The 21,966-nt window shown below is 55.7% G+C and carries 23 protein-coding genes; 8 read left to right on the top strand and 15 right to left on the bottom strand.

Translation table 11 applies throughout. From position 1 onward, the window contains the following. Positions 1 to 125 precede the first annotated feature (125 nt). Complete coding sequence (locus ACR0D6_RS08865) at positions 126 to 1,529, bottom strand: aminotransferase-like domain-containing protein (RefSeq protein WP_480765233.1); 1,404 nt, start codon at positions 1,527 to 1,529, stop codon at positions 126 to 128. Positions 1,530 to 1,627: 98 nt separating this feature from the next. Here ACR0D6_RS08865 and ACR0D6_RS08860 point away from each other — a divergent pair, with 98 nt between their 5' ends. Beyond that, positions 1,628 to 1,855, top strand: coding sequence for a DUF1127 domain-containing protein (locus tag ACR0D6_RS08860; protein WP_480765232.1), 228 nt, complete (start codon positions 1,628 to 1,630; stop codon positions 1,853 to 1,855). A gap of 58 nt (positions 1,856 to 1,913) precedes the next feature. On the opposite strand, the gene ACR0D6_RS08855 is transcribed toward ACR0D6_RS08860, so the two are convergent. Then, positions 1,914 to 2,357, bottom strand: a complete 444-nt coding sequence (locus ACR0D6_RS08855; protein ID WP_480765231.1) for a PaaI family thioesterase — start codon at positions 2,355 to 2,357, stop codon at positions 1,914 to 1,916. A gap of 58 nt (positions 2,358 to 2,415) precedes the next feature. Here ACR0D6_RS08855 and ACR0D6_RS08850 point away from each other — a divergent pair, with 58 nt between their 5' ends. The 4 genes from ACR0D6_RS08850 to gluQRS all read left to right on the top strand — a co-directional run bounded on the left by ACR0D6_RS08850 (position 2,416) and on the right by gluQRS (position 6,290). Continuing rightward, positions 2,416 to 3,201, top strand: coding sequence for an enoyl-CoA hydratase (locus tag ACR0D6_RS08850; protein WP_480765230.1), 786 nt, complete (start codon positions 2,416 to 2,418; stop codon positions 3,199 to 3,201). 254 nt (positions 3,202 to 3,455) lie between these two features. Beyond that, positions 3,456 to 4,796 carry a methylenetetrahydrofolate--tRNA-(uracil(54)-C(5))-methyltransferase (FADH(2)-oxidizing) TrmFO gene (gene trmFO, locus ACR0D6_RS08845; RefSeq protein WP_480765229.1) on the top strand — a complete coding sequence of 447 codons (1,341 nt, stop codon included), beginning with the start codon at positions 3,456 to 3,458 and terminating at the stop codon, positions 4,794 to 4,796. Positions 4,797 to 4,833: 37 nt separating this feature from the next. Beyond that, positions 4,834 to 5,448 carry a class I SAM-dependent DNA methyltransferase gene (locus tag ACR0D6_RS08840; RefSeq protein WP_480765228.1) on the top strand — a complete coding sequence of 205 codons (615 nt, stop codon included), beginning with the start codon at positions 4,834 to 4,836 and terminating at the stop codon, positions 5,446 to 5,448. Further along, positions 5,445 to 6,290 (top strand): tRNA glutamyl-Q(34) synthetase GluQRS, encoded by an 846-nt coding sequence (gluQRS, locus tag ACR0D6_RS08835; RefSeq protein WP_480765227.1) that lies wholly within the window; start codon positions 5,445 to 5,447, stop codon positions 6,288 to 6,290. Before ACR0D6_RS08840 ends, gluQRS begins: the two co-directional genes overlap by 4 nt. Positions 6,291 to 6,329: 39 nt before the next feature. On the opposite strand, the gene hisI is transcribed toward gluQRS, so the two are convergent. Next, positions 6,330 to 6,719, bottom strand: coding sequence for a phosphoribosyl-AMP cyclohydrolase (gene hisI, locus ACR0D6_RS08830; protein WP_170652508.1), 390 nt, complete (start codon positions 6,717 to 6,719; stop codon positions 6,330 to 6,332). A gap of 48 nt (positions 6,720 to 6,767) precedes the next feature. Between hisI and ACR0D6_RS08825 the strand changes: the two genes are divergently transcribed. Both ACR0D6_RS08825 and ACR0D6_RS08820 read left to right on the top strand, forming a co-directional pair. Continuing rightward, positions 6,768 to 7,220: an iron-sulfur cluster assembly scaffold protein gene (locus ACR0D6_RS08825; RefSeq protein ID WP_480449645.1), complete on the top strand. Its 453-nt coding sequence runs from the start codon at positions 6,768 to 6,770 to the stop codon at positions 7,218 to 7,220. 60 nt (positions 7,221 to 7,280) lie between these two features. Further along, entirely contained in the window at positions 7,281 to 7,919 is a 639-nt protein-coding gene (locus ACR0D6_RS08820) for a MarC family protein (protein WP_170652504.1), read from the top strand. 184 nt (positions 7,920 to 8,103) lie between these two features. Here the strand turns inward: ACR0D6_RS08820 and ACR0D6_RS08815 are convergent, their stop codons facing one another. The 5 genes from ACR0D6_RS08815 to sciP all read right to left on the bottom strand — a co-directional run bounded on the left by ACR0D6_RS08815 (position 8,104) and on the right by sciP (position 13,768). After that, positions 8,104 to 8,226 carry a hypothetical protein gene (locus tag ACR0D6_RS08815; protein ID WP_480449647.1) on the bottom strand — a complete coding sequence of 41 codons (123 nt, stop codon included), beginning with the start codon at positions 8,224 to 8,226 and terminating at the stop codon, positions 8,104 to 8,106. Positions 8,227 to 8,338: 112 nt separating this feature from the next. Further along, the gene (gene recG, locus ACR0D6_RS08810; RefSeq protein ID WP_480765226.1) at positions 8,339 to 10,429 is read right to left on the bottom strand and encodes an ATP-dependent DNA helicase RecG; all 2,091 of its coding nucleotides are present in this window, start codon (positions 10,427 to 10,429) and stop codon (positions 8,339 to 8,341) included. Then, positions 10,426 to 12,552 (bottom strand): NAD-dependent DNA ligase LigA, encoded by a 2,127-nt coding sequence (ligA, locus tag ACR0D6_RS08805; protein ID WP_480765225.1) that lies wholly within the window; start codon positions 12,550 to 12,552, stop codon positions 10,426 to 10,428. The genes recG and ligA overlap by 4 nt, the downstream gene beginning before the upstream one ends. Positions 12,553 to 12,674: 122 nt before the next feature. Further along, positions 12,675 to 13,391, bottom strand: a complete 717-nt coding sequence (gene ctrA, locus ACR0D6_RS08800; protein WP_480449653.1) for a response regulator transcription factor CtrA — start codon at positions 13,389 to 13,391, stop codon at positions 12,675 to 12,677. Positions 13,392 to 13,474: 83 nt separating this feature from the next. After that, the gene (gene sciP / locus ACR0D6_RS08795) at positions 13,475 to 13,768 is read right to left on the bottom strand and encodes a CtrA inhibitor SciP (RefSeq protein WP_480765224.1); all 294 of its coding nucleotides are present in this window, start codon (positions 13,766 to 13,768) and stop codon (positions 13,475 to 13,477) included. 129 nt (positions 13,769 to 13,897) lie between these two features. On the opposite strand from sciP, the gene mnmA reads away from it, so the two are divergent. Further along, the gene (gene mnmA, locus ACR0D6_RS08790; RefSeq protein ID WP_480765223.1) at positions 13,898 to 15,043 is read left to right on the top strand and encodes a tRNA 2-thiouridine(34) synthase MnmA; all 1,146 of its coding nucleotides are present in this window, start codon (positions 13,898 to 13,900) and stop codon (positions 15,041 to 15,043) included. On the opposite strand, the gene ACR0D6_RS08785 is transcribed toward mnmA, so the two are convergent. The 7 genes from ACR0D6_RS08785 to bamA all read right to left on the bottom strand — a co-directional run bounded on the left by ACR0D6_RS08785 (position 15,040) and on the right by bamA (position 21,854). After that, positions 15,040 to 15,621 (bottom strand): cadmium resistance transporter, encoded by a 582-nt coding sequence (locus ACR0D6_RS08785; protein ID WP_480765222.1) that lies wholly within the window; start codon positions 15,619 to 15,621, stop codon positions 15,040 to 15,042. The genes mnmA and ACR0D6_RS08785 overlap by 4 nt on opposite strands. Beyond that, the gene (gene lpxB, locus ACR0D6_RS08780; protein ID WP_480765221.1) at positions 15,621 to 16,778 is read right to left on the bottom strand and encodes a lipid-A-disaccharide synthase; all 1,158 of its coding nucleotides are present in this window, start codon (positions 16,776 to 16,778) and stop codon (positions 15,621 to 15,623) included. The genes ACR0D6_RS08785 and lpxB overlap by 1 nt, the downstream gene beginning before the upstream one ends. Further along, on the bottom strand, positions 16,778 to 17,572 hold the full coding sequence (locus ACR0D6_RS08775) for an LpxI family protein (RefSeq protein ID WP_480765220.1): 795 nt from the start codon (positions 17,570 to 17,572) through the stop codon (positions 16,778 to 16,780). The genes lpxB and ACR0D6_RS08775 overlap by 1 nt, the downstream gene beginning before the upstream one ends. 4 nt (positions 17,573 to 17,576) lie before the next feature. Beyond that, on the bottom strand, positions 17,577 to 18,362 hold the full coding sequence (gene lpxA / locus ACR0D6_RS08770; RefSeq protein WP_480765219.1) for an acyl-ACP--UDP-N-acetylglucosamine O-acyltransferase: 786 nt from the start codon (positions 18,360 to 18,362) through the stop codon (positions 17,577 to 17,579). Next, the gene (gene fabZ / locus ACR0D6_RS08765; protein ID WP_170652484.1) at positions 18,359 to 18,832 is read right to left on the bottom strand and encodes a 3-hydroxyacyl-ACP dehydratase FabZ; all 474 of its coding nucleotides are present in this window, start codon (positions 18,830 to 18,832) and stop codon (positions 18,359 to 18,361) included. Before fabZ ends, lpxA begins: the two co-directional genes overlap by 4 nt. 72 nt (positions 18,833 to 18,904) lie before the next feature. Then, positions 18,905 to 19,489: an OmpH/Skp family outer membrane protein gene (locus ACR0D6_RS08760; protein WP_480765218.1), complete on the bottom strand. Its 585-nt coding sequence runs from the start codon at positions 19,487 to 19,489 to the stop codon at positions 18,905 to 18,907. Between the two features lie 4 nt (positions 19,490 to 19,493). Next, complete coding sequence (gene bamA, locus ACR0D6_RS08755; RefSeq protein ID WP_480765217.1) at positions 19,494 to 21,854, bottom strand: outer membrane protein assembly factor BamA; 2,361 nt, start codon at positions 21,852 to 21,854, stop codon at positions 19,494 to 19,496. Between the last annotated feature and the right edge of the window lie 112 nt (positions 21,855 to 21,966).

Raw genomic sequence — 21,966 nt, 5'->3', positions numbered from 1 at the left:
AAGCGACCGGTCCGAATTCGATGGAGCGTATTTAGATGTGTGGCAATGCAACGTCAAGCGCACCAATCCAAATATAATTGAGCAAAATCAGCGCATTATAAATTGGGTATTATATTACCCCACATTTATACGCTGATTTGCTCGGGTGGATTGTCGAGTAACGCCCGCAACCGAAGCATGGCGTCCTCGAATTGCTCCAAGGTGACATGCCCGTTCATCGCAATTCGAACTGCGTTGGGCGCACGACCATCGCGCAATGCAAATTCATCGGCTGACCTTAGCTGTATGCCCTCCCGCTCGGCAGCTCGGCTAAACGCCGCTGAACGCCAACCGGATGGCAGGCTCAGCCAAACAAAGGGAACTTCGGAATCCCAGTTCAGATCAAACCCGCCAAGTGCATTTACTGTCACCCGTACGTATTCTCCCATCTTCGTCCTGACATCCCGGGCCAGTTGCTGTGCCCGAGGATCGCTAAGCAACAGCCTTGTTAGTTCTGCCAGGGGCTGTGCCAGACCGAAATACCCGTATTCGGCGGACCTCCGCAAATCACCGCTCCGCTCTTTGGGGGCGATCGCAAAGCCAACACGCAAGGCCGGCGTTAGCGTTTTTGAGATGGAGGACACATGCCATCCCCGCTCGGGCGCCAGCGCCCTGTAACTCGGTGCCCGTGCCTCACCCATACGATAACAGTCATCCTCGACAATCTCGACATCATGACGTCGAGCGACCTCAACGACTTCTTTGCGTCGCTCCAGCGGCGTGTGACCACCGGTTGGGTTTTGCACTTCTGGGGATACGCAAATTGCCTGTGCAGGTGTCTGACGCAGCAGATGGTCCAACGCCTCGGCACTGATGCCCCACTTATCCATTTTGACACCGATGACATCTGCTCTCATCAGCTCTCCGGCCCGACGAAATCCGGCGTATGACAGATCCTCGACCAGAACAACGGGTTTCAGCCCCTTCAGAATGGTTTGGAAAACCACACAAATGCCGCTTTGACCGCCATGGGTCAGAACAATGTCGTCGGCGGTCACGCCCCCCAACGGTAAATGCGACAACCAATCAACGACCGCCTGCCGAACCGGCACGTAGGCATCGCGTGTTGGATAGTTCATGAACATGCGCGGATCGCCTTGGGCGACCTTAGCCATGCACTCCCGGATCAGCGAAACCTGCCCCACATCTGGCAGACGCGGACTGAACAAGCTGACACTGTCGTCATGTTTGTCGTCGCGAAGGTGCAGCTGTCGCGACCAGACATCGTCAAGTATCGGAGATTTGGGTGGGGCAACAAATGTACCACGTCCAACTTCAGCTTGTAGCAACCCTTCATCAGTGAGAATCGTGTAGGCCCTTGCGACCGTACCCGGCGTAATTTGCAGTCGATATGCAAGCTCGCGCACGGGTGGAAGCTTAACACCAACCTCCAAATCTTTGTTTTCGATTGCTTTTCGTATTGCATCTGCAACCAGAGTGTACTTTGCCCCCTTTGCTTTGGGTAGCGCCTCAGGCCAAATTGTATCCATTACAATTCTTTCTTTGAATTTGGGACAATTCCGGGTGTACCAATGCCTTGTATCGAAACACCCAACTTTGTGTCAATACAATTGAAAGGAATTTTGACATGACACGCGCAATGCACAACTCCGCCTTGATGTTGCTGAACACCAGCCCCCGGCTGCCAGTGGTCGCCCTTCTGGCAGTGCGCTTTGCTGCGGTCATCACACAATGGGAACAACGTCGCCGCAGCCGCATTAATCTTGGCCGGCTGGATGACAGGCTGCTTATGGACGTGGGCCTGAGTCGGCCGCAGGCCAGAAGCGAGACACGCCGTTACTTCTGGCAGATTTGACATATCCCCAGTCCCGTAAGGGACCTCTTCCCTGGCCGGGGTTTTTCCCCGGCCCTTTTTATCCGGTTAGGGCTGCCGCCGACCCCTCTGGGGGAATCGAGTAGGTCATTGTTGCACGGGCGACCGGTTTCTCTGATCCCACCGAAAACATCAAAATATCGCCCACCGCCAAAGTTCGCCCCAGTTTGAGTAACCGGCATTGTGCAATCATCTGCGATGATCCGTCAGGCTTGCGCATGAAATCCATCGAGCAACTGGTAGTAACGGCCAGCGCTTTTTTACCCAACCTTGCAAGAACCATTGCGTACACGCAGACATCGGCCAGCGCGAACATGGACGGCCCGGACACGGTCCCCCCTGGGCGCAAGTGGCGCTCGGCGGTAAGCAGGCGCATTGTTACCGTATCTTCGGTCAGATCATCGATGGCAAAATCTTCTTTGACCTGCGGAAACACCACGGCCATGTATTCCGACAGTTCTTCTTTGGTCATGGCCAACGACATGCTTTCCCTCCTGACATTCCAGCCCTAGAGTTGCCCTGACTGATATGGGGAGAGCAAGATGACAATTCTGGAACGTGACGACACAGATGCCATCGCCCATCTGCAACTGAATACGCCGGATCGCCTGAATGCCTTAAGTGACGAGATGCTGGCAGCGCTACAATCGGAACTTGATGCCCTGAAAGAGGACCGCGCGATCCGGGCTGTGATTCTGTCGGGGGCAGGAAAAGCCTTTTGTGCCGGCCACGACCTCAAGCAAATGACAGCTGGACGGCAGGCCGAAGATGGTGGGCAGGCCTATTTTGCAGATCTGTTCCAGCGTTGCGCACGGGTAATGATGTCGATTCAGTCCCTGCCCCAACCCGTTATTGCCCAAGTACACGGCATCGCCACGGCCGCCGGTTGCCAGTTGGTCGCCACCTGCGACTTGGCTGTAGCTGCCGAAGGTACCAGATTTGGCGTAAATGGTGTCAATATCGGACTGTTCTGCTCAACTCCGATGGTCGCACTCAGCAGGAACATCCCGCGAAAACAGGCGTTTGAAATGCTGACTACGGGGGAATTTATTGAAGCTGACCGCGCAGCAGAACTTGGCCTGATCAACCGTGTCGTACCCCATGACACGCTGGAAAGCGAAACCGCAGCGTTGGCTGAAAAGATTGCGGCCAAACTTGGATCGGCCGTCAAGATAGGTAAACAGGCCTTTTATCAACAGCTCCAGATGCCTTTGGACCAGGCCTATGCCTATACCGGAGGCGTAATGGCTGAAAATATGCTCTTTCGCGAAACCGAAGAAGGAATCTCGGCTTTTATCGAGAAGCGACCGCCAAATTGGAAGCAATAGATCAATTGTTTCTGCAAAATGTGTCGATTGTTCGCATTTTTGCACTTCCCAAAACGGCAACACTGTGGCAATGCTTGGACAAGGTTAGTACCTTGAACGTACTTTTGGGTCGCCGTGGGCGGAAGGTCCCTCCAAGCTGGTCTCTCTCACCGGCGTCGACATTCCCGCAGCGGCGACCCCAAGACTTCCCTTACAAGCAGCAATGAATGAGCATGGCGTTGCGTATTCACGCACGCTGCCCTATGTGGCTGCCCATGACCGAGACATTACATATCGTTGGCGGCGGCATGGCCGGTTCAGAAGCCGCATGGCAGGCCGCCGAAATGGGCGTGGATGTAGTCATCCATGAAATGCGACCCAATGTGGGCACCTTTGCGCATCAAACCGGCAATCTGGCGGAAATGGTATGCTCTAACTCGTTCCGTTCTGACGATGACGAACAGAATGCCGTTGGCCTGCTTCACTGGGAAATGAGGGCGGCAAACGGTCTGATCATGAATACTGCCGACGCGCATCGCCTACCGGCGGGCGGCGCGCTGGCCGTCGACCGCGATCCGTTTTCGGAAACCGTGACCGCAAAACTGCGCGCCCACCCGCGTATTTCGGTGACCGGTGAAGAAGTCAGCAACTTGCCTGACGACGGTAAATGGATCTTTGCAACGGGCCCCCTCACCTCTCCATCTCTTGGTGAAGCGATCCGCAAGGAAACCGGCGCCGAATCTCTTGCCTTTTTTGATGCCATCGCACCGATCGCCTACGCTGACAGTATCGACATGACGCAGGCGTGGATGCAGTCACGCTATGACAAGGGTGAAACAGAAGAAGAGCGCACCGCCTATCTCAATTGCCCCATGAACCGGGATCAGTACGAGGCGTTCATCGACGCCCTGCTTGCCGCTGATAAGACGGAATTTCACGAAGGCGAAACTGCCGGATATTTTGACGGCTGCCTGCCAATCGAAGTCATGGCCGAGCGCGGGCGAGAAACCCTGCGCCACGGGCCGATGAAGCCCGTGGGCCTGACCAACCCCCACCAGCCGGATGTCAAACCCCATGCCGTCGTCCAACTGCGGCGCGACAATGCGCTGGGAACCTTGTTCAATATCGTCGGATTCCAAACCAAGATGAAATATGGAGCACAGACCGAGGTTTTCCGCATGATCCCCGGTCTGGAAAATGCCGGTTTTGCGCGCTTGGGTGGCATCCATCGCAATACTTTCATCAACTCACCCACATTGCTCGACGCGCAAATGCGCCTGAAATCCAAGGCCAATATCCGCTTTGCCGGTCAGATCACCGGCGTTGAAGGATATGTGGAAAGCGCGGCGATGGGATTGCTGGCGGGCCGTATGGCTGCTGCTGAAATCCTGGGCCGGTCGTTGGCTGACGTTCCCCAGGACAGCGCCATGGGCGCGCTGATCCACCACATCACCGGCGGTGCCGAAGCCAAAACCTTTCAACCAATGAACGTCAACTTTGGCCTTTTCCGCCCGGTCGATGGGCTCAAAGGTGGACGTCGCGGTCGCAAAGATCGGTACAAGGCCTATACAGACCGCGCCAAGGCAGCATGGACCACGTGGCTGGAGCAATGCTGACTGGACGGCGCGCACCCGAAGCGCCTAACATGGTGGCATGAGTGATAAATTCCTGAAAGACACTTACAATCTCTCAACCCCGCAGGAAACCCGCGCGCACTATGAAAAGTGGGCAGACTCCTACGACAGCGAGGTCGGCGAGCATGGCTATGCCACACCGGGTCGGGTTGCCGAGGCGCTGTGGTCGAAAATGCCCGAAGCACAGACTCCAATTCTGGACTATGGATGCGGTACCGGGTTGTCAGGCGTCGCCCTGAGCAAGGTCGGCTTCGAAGTTATCGATGGCCTAGACCCAACACCACAAATGTTGGAAGGCGCATTGGCCAAAGGTGTCTACCGGAATCTTTCAACATTTGAAATCGAGGACCCCGACCCGCTGCAGCAAGGTGCCTATAAAGCAATCACCGCCATAGGGGTAATCGGTGTCGGCGCAGCGCCGCCAGAAACCTTTGACTTGCTGATGAATGCGTTACCCAAAGGTGGATTGCTGGCCTTTTCTTTCAATGACCACGCGCTGGCTGATCGTGCTTATTCCGGGCGTCTCAATGATTGGCTGGATATGGGGTCGGCGCGTTTGCTGTTTCGGGAATACGGACCACACTTGCCAGGTATGGACTTGAAGTCCGACGTCTACGTTGTTGAGAAAACGTGAAATTCATCACTCGATTTGCTCCATCGCCTACAGGTCCGCTTCATCTTGGACATGCCTATTCGGCGCTTTTGGCTGCAGACATGGCACGCGAATCTAACGGGCGCTTCTTGTTGCGGATCGAAGATATCGATCAGTCACGATCACGCATCCAGTGGGAAATTCAGATTTATGATGATCTTGGCTGGTTAGGGCTTTCCTGGCCATCCCCAGTTTTACGTCAATCAGATCGGCACCAGAGATATGGCCAGGCTGTAAAGCAATTGGCGGAGATGGGACTTGTCTACCCGTGCCGCTGCAACAGGGCAGATATCAAGGCAGCCGCTGGGGCTCCGCAGGAGGGTGTTCCCCAATTCGGTCCGGATGGCCGCATTTACCCCGGCACTTGCCGCGAGCGTCCGTTGTCTGAAGCTTCCGCCAACGAGGCCTTGCGCCTCGACATGCGAAAAGCAGTCGATTGCGCAAACTTGCGGTCCTTTGAAGAAACCGGTCCTGCTTACTCAGGAAAGCACCAACTAGACCGGGAAACGCTTGTCCGGGCAGTCGGAGACATTGTTCTTGTCCGGCGTAACATGGCAGGCTCGTATCACTTGTCAGTTGTGGTCGACGATGCCGATCAAAATATCACCCACGTAGTTCGTGGCGAAGACATGTTCGAGGCAACGCAAATTCACGTCCTGCTGCAATCCCTGCTGGGCTTGCCAACCCCGGTTTACCATCACCACCCCCTCATCCGCGACGAAAACGGTAAACGGCTGGCAAAAAGGGATGATGCGCGGGCGATTCAGAAGTATCGCGACGAAGGCGCCACGCCTGAAGACGTCAGAGCGATGGTCGGGCTTTGATCCCGGTTTCAGGCCCCTCGCCTTGCGTGCAGATCAGTGTCACACCATCGGGGCCATAAGCTCGACCTCGGCCCCGTCCTGCACCGAAGTATAAAAACAACTGCGCCGGTTTGTGTGGCACGCCGGGCCTGTCTGGCGGACAAGTACCAACAGGCAATCCCGATCACAATCAACGCGGAAATCGATCAGTTCCTGTACGTGGCCTGATGTTTCCCCTTTGACCCAAAAGGATTTACGTGAACGCGACCAATAGGTTACCCGGCCTGTTTCCAGCGTGCGCACCACTGCTTCCGCATTCATCCATGCCATCATCAGGACGTCTCCGCTGGTATGATCCTGAGCAATCGCGGGGATCAGGCCTGCCTCGTTGTATTTCAAAGTCGAGGGGTCGAATGGCACGAAAGTCGACATGGTAAAAACCTTTTGCATCCTTCATCGTGACCACTATGTATGGGGAACAGACAACGAGGGAAACCCATGTCCGGCGAGACAGATCTGATTAAGCTCTATTCCGGTCGCATTCTTGCGCTTGCGGCCGATATCCCGCATCTGGATCGGCTGGAAAACCCCGATGCGACGGTCAAGAAACGCTCACCTCTGTGCGGCTCGACTGTCACTGTGGATATAAAGGTCGCCGGTGATAAGGTCACCGAATTCGGGCAGGACGTCAAAGCATGTGCATTGGGTCAGGCATCAGCCTCGGTCGTTGGTGCCGCGATTCTGGGGGCAACACGCGCGCAGATCGAAACGGCCCGCGACCAGTTGAAGAATATGCTCAGAAATGACGGACCGGCGCCCGATGCCCCGTTTGACGGGCTCGAAGTTCTGATGCCTGCGCGTGACTATAAAAACCGTCATGCATCGATCCTGCTTGCGCTCGAAGCCACCGCCGAGGCCATGGAAACAGCAGAACAGGCCAATTGCGCCTAAGCGTGGCAATCTGAGACAAACGCGACTAATCTCCCTTAAATTTCAGAGGGGGAATTTGATTTGCATAGTTTGCTTGAGCACTTCGTTACACTTTGGGTCGTGATCGATCCGATCGGAACGATCCCCGTGTTCATTGCGGTAACCGCTGGCATCGAAGCGTCGGCACGCCGCCGCACGGCTTTGTTGGCGGCTGCAGTCAGCGCCGGTGTGCTGCTGTTCTTTCTGGTGTTCGGACAGCTTCTTATCGAAGCGCTGGAAATCGGCTTAAACTCGTTTCAGGTCGCTGGCGGCATCATTCTGTTTCTGTTTGCCCTGACCATGATTTTCGGAGAAAGCAAACCCGATACAGAGCAGCGGCAAGCAGAAGAAGAATCCCAGGCCGATCCCCACAAACCCAACCCGGCAATTTTCCCCTTGGCGGTTCCGTCTTTGGCGTCACCCGGTGCCATGCTTGCCATCGTTATTCTAACCGACAACAACCGCTACAGCGTCGCCGACCAGGGGGTTACAGCGCTGGTCATGCTCGCCGTGATTGCAATTGCGTATGTTCTGATGTTGCTAGCAGATCCAATCATTCGTCTGATTGGCCATTCGGGATCGGCGATCATCAGCCGTGTGATGGGAATGATCTTGGCTTCGGTTGCTGCCAATTCCGTTTTGTCCGCTTTGCTGGAAATCATCAAAACGGGCCAGTTATAAAAAAACCGCCGCTTCTCCCGGGCGGAGAGAGCGGCGGCAGGTATTGCGTTTCTCGCGTGGGGTCCGGATATCCGCACTGGGGCCGAGGCAAGGCCCCTCAAGGAAAACGGGACAGGTAAGTCATCCTTGAAACAATGGGGAAGACAGGCGCGGATTCAGCGGCACGAGATCGCAGGCAGAAAAGTCAGAACCCCGCAGGCATGTGAAGTGCAACAACAAGCATGACCACCAAAGACGCCACACCGACAGCATCCTGAAAAAGCGTGCTCTGCGAACGGCTGAAGGCTGTCTTGATCTGGGTCAGCATGGTCTCACCTCCGGTCAGGGTTTAATCATTTGTTGACCTTTTGTTCTCATATTTTTCCAGTTCGGTAAAGAACTTTTTGAGAACATTTGCGAACTTTTCAGCTACACATTCCCTAACCCACTGAAATCAAACGTATCGCCTGATCCTGTTTCATTAACCACAAAAGGGTGCGGGCCGCCTTTCCGCGATCCGTGTTTAATTTGGGATCAGATGCCAGCAAAGCCCGCGCATCAGATTGCGCGACAGCCATTAATCCGGCCTGACGTTCAAGATCAGCAACACGAAATTTCGGAAGGCCGGACTGCGCGGTTCCGATCATGTCACCGGCGCCTCTCATTTCCAGATCGGTCTCGGCTATACGAAATCCGTCCTCCGTCTCACGCAATACTTCCAGACGTCGGCGTCCCCCATCGCTGAGCGGCGGCTGATACATCAACAAGCACGTGGATTCGGCATCCCCACGACCCACCCGGCCGCGCAACTGGTGCAATTGGGCAAGGCCAAAGATCTCGGCCCGCTCGATCACCATGATTGATGCGTTCGGGACGTTTACCCCAACTTCAATTACGGTTGTGGCCACCAGAACCTTGGTTTCCCCAGATTGGAACGCAGCCATTGCCGCATCTTTTTCCGGCGGCGGCATTTGCCCATGCACAAGTCCGACGATGCCGTCCCCCAGAATGGCCCGCAGGCGTTTGAACCGTTCTTCGGCCGCAGTCAAATCAGAGACTTCGGATTCATCAACCAGAGGACAGACCCAATAACATTGCCGCCCGTCCTCAATCGCTCGCTTCAGATGCGCGACAACTTCATCGATACGTTGCGTACTTAGGATTGCAGTCCGGATTGGCTTACGGCCTGGCGGTTTTTCGTCCAGCACAGAAACGTCCATATCTCCGTACTGTGTCAGTGCAAGGCTGCGCGGAATGGGCGTGGCAGTCATCACAAGCACATCTGCCGCCACCCCCTTTTCCGCCAATTCCATACGCTGCCGAACACCAAACCGATGCTGTTCGTCTACTATGGCGATACGAAGATCATGGAATTCGACATCACTCTGGAATACGGCATGCGTTCCGACCATGATGTGGATGTTTCCATCTTTCAGCGCGGCGAGCTTTGCCTTGCGTTCGGCGCCTTTGTCGCGACCGGTCAGGATTTCCAACACGACCCCGGCCTCTTCTGCCAGCGGTCGGAGACCTTCCAGATGCTGACGCGCCAAAATTTCGGTCGGCGCCATCATGACCCCCTGCCCGCCAGCTTCAACCGCAACAAGCAAGGCTATGAAAGCAACCAAAGTTTTTCCCGCGCCCACATCACCCTGCAGCAAACGGTTCATCCGCGTTTCCAATGCCATATCCGCAGCAATCTCATCGATGGCCCGCAATTGCGCACCGGTGGGGCGATATGGCAGGCTCTTCAGCACCTTCGACTGCAGCTTTCCTGACCCAACGCTTGCCGTTCCCCGCGCCTTTCTTTCCCGCTGCCGTGCCAATCCCAGCGTCAGTTGGTGGGCAAAGAACTCGTCATATGCCAAACGCTCACGCGCAGGCGCCGTAAGTGCAACGTCATCAGCGCCTTGCGGTGCGTGTCCGGATTGGATTGCCCCAAGCCAGTCAGGCCATTTCATTTTGGCCACCTGGGCAGGATCGATCCACTCCGGCAAATCCGGGGCGCGTGACAATGCGCTGCGCGCCGCCTTAAAGGCCGTTTTCTGGGTTACGCCCTGTGTCAGATGATAGACCGGTTCGAACTCAGGGATTTCACTTGCCTCCTCAGGTGGAAGGACGTGATCGGGGTGCACCATCTGGGCCATTCCATCGAACAGTTCCAGTTTACCGGAAACCACCCGGCGTGCGCCCTGCGGCAAGATTTTTTTCAGATAATCACCTCTGGCATGAAAGAAAACCAGCTGGAATTCGGCCCGCGCGTCTTCAACGTGAATGCGATACGCGCCGCCCTTCGTTCTTGGTGGGCGATGCACTCCGACAGTGACTTCAACGGTCAGGGTTGATGGCAGATCAGCACCCTGAATGGTATCCCTGCGGCGTCTGTCTACCACGGCGTAAGGCAGTGAAAACAGAACGTCCCTAGGCGTTTCAATATCGATCTGCGCTAACAGCCTGGCTGTTTTTGGCCCCACGCCGTCCAGTGTTTCAAGCTTGGAAAATAGCGGAAATAGTGATTCAGGCCGCCCGCTCATACATCCCCGATCAGCTGCAACCAGCCGTCCTCATCCAGTGTTTCGATGCCCAGCTCTGCGGCCTTTTTCGCCTTTGAACCCGCCCCCGGACCGGCAACCAAGATATCAGTTTTCTTGCTGACCGAGCCCGAAACCTTGGCCCCTAACGCTTCGGCCCGCGCCTTGGCTTCCGCGCGCGTCATTTTTTCAAGGGTCCCCGTGAACACCACCGTTTTCCCGGCGACCGGACTTCCGGACGTATTTGGGCGTTTGGCCTCCTGTACATTGAGCATTGCAACCAGTTCATCAATGCTCTCCCGCTCGGCCGTTTGCGCAAAGGCCGAGACAAGCGCGTGTGCCATAACCTCGCCCACGCCATCAATTGCCAGAAGGTCCTCCCATTCGGGGCCTTCGAGACCTTTTGCGGCTGTAATGCACTTTTCGAACTCGGACCATGTACCATAGTGGTTCGCTATCAAGTTCGAAGCGGCCTCACCCACATGACGAATACCCAGTGCAAAAAGCAGTCGGCCAAATGAAACGGTGCGTTTCTCCTCTATCGCCAACCACAGGTTGGACGCACTTTGCGCGCCCCACCCCTTACGGTTGGCGAGCTTTGTCAGGTTGGCACCATCACGTTCCTGCAAAGTAAAGATATCTGCCGGCGCCTTTATCGGAAGGTCCGGGTCATCATAGAACATTTCGATCTGTTTTGCCCCCAGCCCTTCGATGTCGAACGCCTTGCGGGATACGAAATGTTTCAGTTTCTCCATTGCCTGTGCCGGGCAGATCAACCCGCCAGTACAGCGTCTTACCGCATCCCCTTCTTCCCGAACGGCATCACTGCCGCATTCGGGGCATTTTACCGGAAAGTCAAAAGGGACTGCGCTCTCCGGACGTTTGGACAATTCGACATCGGCTACTTTGGGTATTACGTCGCCCGCACGGTATACTTGAACCCAGTCACCCACACGGATGTCCTTGCCGCCGCGAATTTCCTCCCCCTTGGAATCCTTTCCCGCGATATAGTCCTCATTGTGAAGCGTTGCATTTGATACAACAACGCCACCGACAGTCACTGGGTGTAGACGCGCTACCGGGCTCAGCGCGCCTGTTCGGCCAACCTGAATGTCAATTGCCTCCAGTTTGGTCCAGGCGAGTTCAGCCGGAAACTTGTGCGCAATTGCCCATCTGGGTGTCGTCGAGCGAAACCCGAGCCGCGATTGCAGGGTCAGGTCATTGACCTTGTACACAACACCATCAATATCGTAACCCAATGTGGAACGCTGCGCTTCAATCCCTGCATAGTGATCCAGCATCTCGCTTGTCGACGCACATAGCCGTGTCAGTGGGTTGGTTTGAAACCCAAACCCCTCCAAGCGCTGGATCGCTTTGAATTGCGTGGTCGCAAGGCGTTCTGACACGTCTCCCCATGCGTACGCAAAGAAACGAAGTGGCCGCGCACGGGTGATTTCGGCATCCAGCTGCCGCAATGATCCAGCAGCAGCGTTGCGCGGGTTCGCAAAGGTTTTTCCTCCAATCTCGGCTTGTCGCATATTCAGCGCGTCGAAGTCTTCGTGGGACATGTAGATTTCGCCACGCACCTCCAGCACATCTGGCGCACCGGAGATTTGTTTGGGGATGTCCCCGACTGTCCGGGCATTTGCAGTAACGTTTTCCCCGACCTCACCGTCGCCACGGGTTGCGGCCTGTATCAACTCGCCCTTTTCGTAGCGCAGCGACAACGAAAGCCCATCAATCTTTGGTTCCGCCGTGTATGCCAGTTCGTCATTTTCAGTCAGCCCAAGATATTTACGAACGGATTGATCGAAATCGAACACGTCCGCATCATCAAACGCATTTCCGAGTGACATCATGCGCACAGAATGTGTGATCTTGGAAAATCCGTCCGCAGGGCGTGCGCCAATCTGTTCTGAAGGGCTATCACTCCGCTTCAGGTGCGGGAAAAGGTCCTCGATCCGCTGATTGCGCAACTTCAGCGCGTCATATTCGGCATCAGAAATCTCGGGTGAATCGGCAGTGTGATAACGCTCATTGGCACGATTGAGCAGGTCGGCCAGGCGCTTCAATTCGTTATGCGCCTGCGCTTCGGTAAGTTTCTCAGCGGGAATCGTATCGCTCATGGCCTCGCCCTATCACTTGATCTTGGGAACCAGTGATAGGGCGAGGCCATGATCAGGTCCAGTCATGCTAAGCCGTGAGTGAACTTGCCGCCCCGGACCGCCAGCGGCGCATCGTGATTACATCAGGCGCCGACGGCAAGCCGCGCCTCGCCCATCGCGTTGGATTGCGGGTCTCTTAGGACATAGCCACGCCCCCAGACGGTTTCGATATAGTTTTCGCCATCCGTTGCGTTGCTTAGTTTTTTGCGCAGTTTGCAGATGAAAACGTCGATAATCTTAAGTTCAGGTTCGTCCATTCCCCCGTACAGGTGATTCAGGAACATCTCTTTCGTCAATGTCGTTCCCTTGCGCAGACTCAGTAGTTCCAGCATCTGGTATTCCTTGCCTGTCAAATGCACTGGTGTGCCTTCGACATCCACCGTTTTGGCGTCCAGATTTACGGCAACGCGCCCTGTCCGGATGATCGACTGCGAATGTCCTTTTGAACGACGAATAATGGCGTGAATTCGCGCTACCAACTCTTCCCGATGAAACGGTTTTGTCAGATAGTCGTCGGCCCCGAAACCAAATCCCTTGATCTTGCTTTCGGTGTCATCGGCACCCGAAAGAATCAATATCGGCGTTTCGACACGCGCGATACGCAGCTGGCGCAAGACCTCGTGCCCCGTCATGTCTGGTAGATTCAGATCCAGCAGAATCAAATCGTAGTCATAGAGCTTTGCCAGATCTATGCCTTCCTCACCAAGATCTGTCGCATAGACGTTCAGATTGGCATGCGTCAGCATTAACTCGATGCTTTTGGAAGTTGTCGGGTCATCCTCAACAAGAAGTATGCGCATATCAAAGCTCCAGTTTCGTAAATACTCAGATTTCAATTCAAATCTGACCAAGATTGGTTAACCCAACGTTACCGATATCGCTATTAAGTCTTTTCTACCTGAGGTTGTCTATATTTTTTTAGCGAAGTTACCTTCAGCGCATCTGCGCCATGTTCGACAACCGCCGTTGCCCACAAGCTGAACTCTTCTTCGCTAACCCCATATTTTTGCATCACTTCCGACAGGGTTATCAGCCCATAAAGAACCCCGCGAACGACTGTCACTTTTCTTGATGCAACCCATCGCTGTGTATCCTCAGGAGGTAAATCAGCACGTGACAAAATCGATCCGTCCGGAAGTGTGACCGACCGAGGCCCTTCTACTTTGTGCAAATACATCATGCGCCCCTTTTGCTGCTTCCCATAAGCTGATCCCAGCTTACTTAACGCTGCATGAAAGCACCTCTTGAGAGTGTCTCGAATTTTCCTATATTCTGCCGGTCTTTCGTAACCCGCACAGGATCCGACATGGCCCTCGATAACGAGACCCCGTTAAACTCGCTTGGCTTCGCCAAACCGCCCTCGGAAACGCGGGTTGTCGTAGCCATGTCCGGCGGCGTGGACAGTTCCGTGGTAGCGGCCTATTTGGCCGACCAAGGCTATGACGTCGTGGGCGTAACCCTGCAGCTATATGATCATGGCGCTGCATTGGCCAAAAAAGGCGCTTGTTGTGCGGGCATAGATATTCACGACGCACGGCGCGTGGCCGAAGAGCGCGGGTTCCCTCACTACGTTCTGGATTATGAAAACATCTTCAAGGATGCCGTGATCGACGAATTCGCCGACAGCTATCTGGCCGGTGCGACCCCAGTTCCCTGCATCCGCTGCAATGAGCGGGTTAAATTCAAGGATCTGCTGGAAACCGCCAGGGATCTTGAGGCCGACTGCATGGCCACAGGCCATTATATCCAACGCAAGATGGGATCGAACGGCGCTGAGCTGCACAGTGCTGAGGATGCGAACCGCGATCAGTCCTACTTCCTGTTTTCGACGACGCCTGAGCAGCTGGATTATCTGCGCTTCCCACTTGGTCACCTTCCCTCCAAGGACGCGACCCGGGAAATGGCAGCACGATATGGGCTGGCCGTCGCAGACAAGCCGGACAGTCAGGACATCTGTTTCGTGCCTGATGGCAACTATGCCAGCGTAATCGAGAAACTCCGACCGGGTGCAGCCGAACCGGGTGAGATCGTGCACGCCGATGGCAGGGTTCTTGGCACCCATACCGGCGTGATCCACTACACCATCGGACAACGTCGGGGTCTTGGAATTGGCGGCCTGAGCGAGCCCTTGTATGTCGTAAAGCTGGACGTTGACAAAAAGCAGGTTGTTGTCGGGCCAAAAGAAATGCTGGCGACACGAACCATACCCGTGCGCGAAATCAATTGGCTGGGCGATGCCCCTTTTGACTCGCAAAAGGAATGGCACGTATCGGTCAAGGTCCGCTCGACCCGTCCACCGCGCGAAGCGATCGTTCGCCCACTGTCTGACACGACGGCCGAAGTCGAACTTCTGACCGCAGAAGAAGGTATTTCACCCGGTCAGGCCTGCGTGTTCTATGAAACCGAAGGCAGCCGCATCTTTGGCGGCGGATGGATCTGGCGCGGGTATTAAATCGCGTCGGTCCATGTATTGCTGAGGATATACAGCCCGGCCCCTATCATCACGTAAGGGACAAGGCCCTCCAGCCTCCGGGCAACTCGCCCTGTCATAAAGGGCGTCCGCGTACTCAGCAATGCCAACGTCGCCAGCGCCAGCGCTGCAAGGCTAGCACCAACCGCACCGGCAAGACGGAAACTCGGCACCGAATCCGCCAGCAGCGGAGCGAGAACAGCAAACGTATCCATGGACAGGCTGATGAAAATCAGTGTGGTCACAAGGATTGAGGTGCTGGATGAGATGCGGGCGGTGTCACCGCCATCTTTGTCCCGAAACCTCCTGATGGCTCCGACGATACCCAGACTCAGCGGGATCAGACCCAGATACCCCGCCCATTGAGGAACGATATCATCGACACCCAGTGCCACCGCAACAGACGCGCCGATAATGATGATCTGCGCCAGCAAGAACCCCAATACAGACCGCACCGGGCCTGACACCAGCATAAGCGCGATCAGCGCGGCCAGGTTGTCCAGATTGGTCAGAACCTGCGCCAAAAAGGCCGATAGCGCAAAGACAACATGATCAACCATCACGTCTTCATCCGCTGCAGAACCGCACGAGCCGCCCTGAGCCCTGGTGCCTCACCCCCTCGACCGAGGCGTTCCATCGTGCTCTGCATCGCCTCAGCCTGACTTTCAGGATGGGCTGCGACGCCTGCAAGCTTGTCCGCGATGAGCTCCGGCAAACACTCCGGACCCAGACATTCGGGCACTGCGCGCGTTTCGCTGACCAGATTGACGAGAGTTACCGTATCGAGCTTGACCATCCGTTCGGCCATTTTCTGGGTCAGCCATGTCAGCTTGTAGGCAATGACCATCGGAGTCGACTGCGCGGCAAGTTCAAGAGAAACTGTGCCCGAAGCCGCCAATGCGACCTCAGCCGCGGCAAAGGCTGCACGTTTTTGCGCCGTTGCCTGATCGGCAGGTATCCCGCGGGGATCAACGACCACAGGTGAACCGGGCCAGTTCTGTACGTGTTCTGACACCACATCGGCCATGTGCGCGACGGTCGGGACCACAACGCGCATGTCCGGCCGGTCCTGCAGGAGTACCGTCAGCGCCTCACCAAACACCGGGGCAAGCCTATCCACCTCGCCCCGCCGCGAACCCGGCAAAGCCAGCAGTATGGGTGCCTCCCCGATACCGTATTCATCGCGGAATGCGGCAATATCATCGCTGGTTGCTATCGGCTCATTCACGACGGGATGCCCGACGAAATCGCACTCCATCCCGGCGCGCTCCATGTAGGGCGGCTCAAAGGGCAGCAGCGCCAAAACGTGGTCGATGACCTTCGCCATCTTGTCAGCGCGCCCGGGACGCCAGGCCCAGACACTTGGGGCCACGTAGTGCACCGTTCGAATATCGCTTCTGGCTTTGACCTGTTTGGCCACGCGCAAGGAAAAATCGGGGCTGTCGATGGTGATCAGAACGTCGGGATTTGTCGCCAGAACTGCCTCGGCCGTTTCAGATATCCGGCGCTTTAGGTGAAAAAACTTAGGCAGAACCTCTACCAGCCCCATGACACTGAGTTCGGACATCGGAAATCGGCTGTCCAATCCCTGCGCCTGCATGAGCGGACCGCCAACGCCATCGAAACTCAGGTCAGGAACAAGGGTCTTTAGCCCCTCCATCAACGCGGCGCCCAACCGGTCGCCCGATGGTTCACCGGCGACCAGAAATACCCGCATCAGACTGCGCGCTCACGCACGTAAAGGAATATTCCCAGCCGGTTGCATTCCTCGATCACGCGCTCGCGCTCCAACACGATGACACCGCCTTTTTCGACAACGATTCCGGCTAGCCCGGCAGCTACCGCAGCGGTTACTGTATCAGGGCCAATGACGGGCAGATCAGCGCGCCGGTCCTGCCCCGATTTGGGAGCCTTGAACAGCACGCCACCTCCAACATCGGGCCGCTGCGCCAGCGATTGCAACATCCAGGCGGTGCCAAAAATTCCTTCGACTGCCAAAACCTGATTGTCCAGAACCACACAGGCCTGACCGATATCAGCCGAGCTCATGGCCCGCAGTACCCCGGCCGCGCGGTCAGCGTCGGTTAGATCCTTGTCCGAAGGTCGTGTTTCCGTCTGACATCCCAAAGGCGGTAATATATCCGGCGCCAGTTCATGGGCGGCATGCACCGCCAGACCCGCATCTTCAAAAATGCCGATAACCGCGCGCAAGGCCCCGTCGTCTCCCGACATCATTGCCTTCTGCAAAATCGGAACCAACGGCATCGTTTCCGCATCTATTCGGCCCGGATTGATGACTGGACGCCGGACCGCACCGGCCATGCATACTTCGGTAATTCCACGCGTGCGCAAATCGGCGATAAAACTGCCCAGCTGTTCCAGGGGAAAGACACGATCTGCGGTCAGGTTTTCAGGCTCAAAACCTTCCATCGCGCATATCATCGGACGCTCTGGCAATCTTGCCACCAACTCTTCCGGCAAGGCACCGGTTCCCGCGATCAGCGCCAGCATTGCATTACTTCCTAGGTGTGAGGAAAGAGCGGTCGGTCTCGCCAGTCACGAAATCGACGATCCGGCGAACATATTCACTGTCGGTTCCGTCGCCCAACCGTTTGGCGCGGTCCATAAAGGTTCCTTCGCCGTCTGACAGCTCGCGAAATGCAGCCCGCAGCGCCGAAATATCTTCACGTGCAACGCCGCGCCGCTTCAAACCCACGAGGTTCAGGCCATCCAGCTCACCGCGCGACGCCTGAACAAGACCATAGGGAATGACATCATTGGCGACCATGGTCAGAGCGCCAATAATTGCGCCCTGCCCCACGCGCACCCATTGATGCAACCCAGACAGGCCGCCAACAATAACGTCATCTCCGACGATGCAATGTCCCGCCGCACCTGCATGGTTCACCATGATCACGCGATCGCCGATCTGGACATCGTGGGCGACATGGGCGCCAGCCATCAGCAGGCAATCGTCCCCGATCCGGGTTACTCCACCACCGCCTTCGGTCCCGGCATTGATCGTCACATGCTCGCGAATGCGATTACGCTTGCCGATTTCAAGACGCGTGTTTTCGCCTTTGAACTTAAGATCCTGAGGAATCTCTCCGATAACAGCGAAATTGAAGATCACGGAATCATCGCCCACCGAAGTCTGACCGGTGACAACGACATGTGATTTCAACACGACCCGATCACCAAGTCGGACTTGTCCGCCGACATAGCAAAACGGGCCGATTTCACAATCTTGGCCGATCTGTGCACCGTCTTCGATGATCGCGCTGGGGTGAATGCGGCTCATGTTGTTTTTTCCATGTCCCAGTCCACATACGCAGCGAACTCGGCCTCGGCAGCTACATCGCCTTCAACGGTCGCACGACCGCTGAATTTAAAGATCTTGCCACCGATCTTACCACGCACGGTCTCGACATGCATTTCAAGCACATCGCCGGGGATCACTTTGCGGCGGAATTTGCACTTGTCGATGTTCATGAAATAGATCAGCAATTCGCTGTCGATCACATCCATACCTACACCCAGCATTACGCCCGCGGTCTGAGCCATAGCCTCGACGATGGTCACGCCCGGCATGATCGGCGTTCCGGGAAAGTGGCCCTGAAAATGCGGCTCGTTCATGGTCACGTTCTTGATGCCGACGGCCGAATGGTACCCTTTGATATCGATCACTTTGTCGACCAGCAGAAACGGATAGCGATGAGGCAGAATCCTCTGAATCAACTGAATGTCGGCACTTTTGGTTTCCGTGGTCATCGTGCGGTCGTCCTGTTCCGGGTGTTCTTTTACGAGTGGATTAGCAATCTCCTACCTCAAGGGCAAGCATCGCTAGTCTGCGCCTTGCTGCTCCAGCTCCGAGCCATCGCCAATGGCGGCATCGATCCGCGCAATCGCGATATCCGTGATATCCGTTGCATCCGAGCTTAGAAATACATCGGTTCTTTCGACAATCAGGCCCGCACCCGTCTCGCGCAGCAGATCAACCAGTATGGGTCGCGCCATTTCGAGAAACAGGCTCCTTGCCTCATCACTACGGATTGCCAAAGCATCCAGTTTCGCGCGCTGACTTTCACGATGGGTTTGAACTTTTCTGTCAAACGCTTCCGCTAGGGGGCGAAATTCCTGAGCAGTCATGGTTGCGCGCTTTTCGGTCAGATCCTTTTCCTCGCGGCTGAGATCTTCTACGATTCGCTCATTTTCGGCCGCAAGCAGAGCACCTTCGGCCTCGATTTCCCCGATCACACGCATCCCAAATGCCGAGCCGGAAAAAAGCCGATCGCTAGAGATCGTGAGAATAGCCGCCTGTGGAACCCCCAATTGCTGAGACAACACCTGAGTTGGCGCGATCAGGGCCAAAAGAATACACAGGGCCCTCAAGGGGCCCTGTGATACTACTCTGAGTATTCCAAACATGTCCTCAGAACCGGGCCTGAATCGTCAGGTCAAAGTTCTGTTCTTTGTCGAAATCCTCTTTCTGGATTGCTTTCGAGAAGTTGAACCGAAGCGGGCCAAACCCTGTCGTCCACAGGATGGAGAAGCCAATCACCTGTCGGATCGACCCATCTGCACCAACGATGGTACCGCCGGACGTATCCACGTTCGAGAGGTTGTAGAGGTTGCCGATGTCATAGAACAAACCACCGCGTAGGCCCAATTCTTCGGGCAGCCCGAGGGGGAAATCCGCCTCAAAGCGCGTTACCCAGTAATAGTTGCCGCCGATAGCATCATCCTGACCGTTCGACAGATCCCGAGGTCCAAGGCCCGCCGGTTCAAACCCACGGAATGTATTCGGCCCAAGAACAAAGCGGTCGATGGTACGGCTGAAGTTGTCACCGGTCCAATGCAGTGCACCAGCCTCGACTGTCGCGCGCAAAGTCACCTCTTCGTTCCAGACCCGCGTCTGAGCAATCGAACGCGCGCTGGTCTTGAAGTATTCGTTGTCACCGCCAAGACCTGCTGCATCAACGCCCACCTCGAACAGGAAGCCAGCATTCGGGTTCAGACCGCCAATCCGGCTGTCATAGGTATAGGAAAGTCCAAGCGAACTCGTTGAGCGTTCCCCTTGCGCGATTTCCGAGCTGATAACGGCACCGCTGGTCTGTCCGCTCTGCTCTGTCATCTCGCTGTTTTCCCACCTGTACCGCAGGCTAACCGACGACAGTTCGCCGATTGCGTAGGACAGAGAAGGATTGAAGAACACACGGTCTACGTCATAGGTCGCAAAGCTCGAGTTTTGCGAAGCCAATCCCATTCCGAGATCAAAACGAAGTCTACGGCCCAACAGATACGGTTCAGAAAAGTTAATGATGTACTGTTCCGCGTCCTGCGCCGTCGACAGGGTGAGGCCCAGAGTTTGCCCACGCCCAAGGAAGTTTGACTCGGTCAGACCGACTGCAACCCCGAAACCGTCCGAGATCGAGTAGCTACCGCCAAGGCTGAGCGAGCCTGTCGGCTGTTCCTGAACGTCCACGTCGATGATGACCTGGCTGGGCGACGATCCCTCGCGCGTTTCCACATCAGCGGTCGAGAAAAAGCCAAGCGCACGGATGCGTTCAGCACTCTGCCGGACTTCACGCGGATTGAACGGATCGCCCTCAACCGTGTTGAACTGCCGCCGGATCACGCGGTCCAGGGTTGTGGTGTTCCCTTCGATATCAATCCGCTCGACAAAGATACGTGGACCTTTGGTCAGAACAAACTGAACGTCCAGCGTAAGATCGCGGTCATTTCGCGTGATACGCGGCTCGACCCTCAGAAAATCGACGCCCTGCTTCAGCCCCAGACGTTCTTGCCGTGCGATTGAGTTTTCAACGTGGGTCGGCGAATAAATCACGCCAGGTTTGATCTTGAGGGCATCCTGATAGGCTGCCGCATCAACGCCAGGAATCTCGCTGACTGTTGAGACGCGCCCGAACCTGAACTGCTGTCCTTCGGTGACATCCATCACCAAAAAGAAGGCATCCCGTTCGCGCGTAAACTCAACATTTGCGCTGTTGACGCGGAAATCGACATAGCCCCGCGACAGGTAGAAATCACGCAGCACCTGTTTGTCGAACTCGATACGATCCGCGATAAATGTGTCCGAACGCAGGAACGTCCGCAGGAAGTTGGCCTGCTTGGTCTCCAGAATGCGGCGCAAACGTCGGTCGGAATAGACACGGTTACCGACAAAGCTCACGCGTTCAATTTCGATTGTGGTACCTTCGGAGACCTCAAAAACTAGATCAACACGATTGTCGCTGCGACGAATGATACGGGGAATGACAGTTGCCGATACCCGTCCTTGCGCCGAGTAGATTTCAGCAATCAGGTTGGCATCTTTTTCAGCGACTTCCGGAGTGAACACCCGACGGGGCTGGGATTCAATTGCGTCCATCAGCACATCGTCCTTGACCCTGCGGTTGCCTTCGACACTGATCTTGTTGATCGTCGGATATTCTTCGACCGAAATGACCAGTGTGCTGCCTTTTGGCGTCAGTTCGACTGTTTCAAAAACACCACTGTCAAGCAAACGCTGATAGGCATCGTTCAACTGGCCCGCAGTCACCTGCTGGCCCCGTTCGATTCCCGAACGCGCTATTATGGTGGACGTTTCAATCCGTCGGTTGCCTTCGACCTGAACCGAGTTGAACGTGTAATTTTGGGCCAGCGCCTGCTGCGGCGAAACCACAAACACCATTGCAAAGAAAAGGAAAAAAATTCCTAGTGCCCGCCACAAAATATTGCCTTGCGGTTTGTAAACACCGCAGGATGTGCCCGCGCCTCTCCTGTCAGTCATTTTTGTCTCTACCCAAAATTATACGACTTTAACGTTGAGTACCGGGATTGTTGGGGCTTGTCAAAAGCCCAAAAGACAACGCGGCCCAATGGGCCGCGCAACTGAATTTCCA

The sequence above is a fragment of the Ruegeria sp. BJ6 genome (assembly GCF_056537885.1).
The sequence above is the reverse complement of the archived record's forward strand: the minus strand, read 5'-3'. Positions and strand labels throughout refer to the sequence as shown.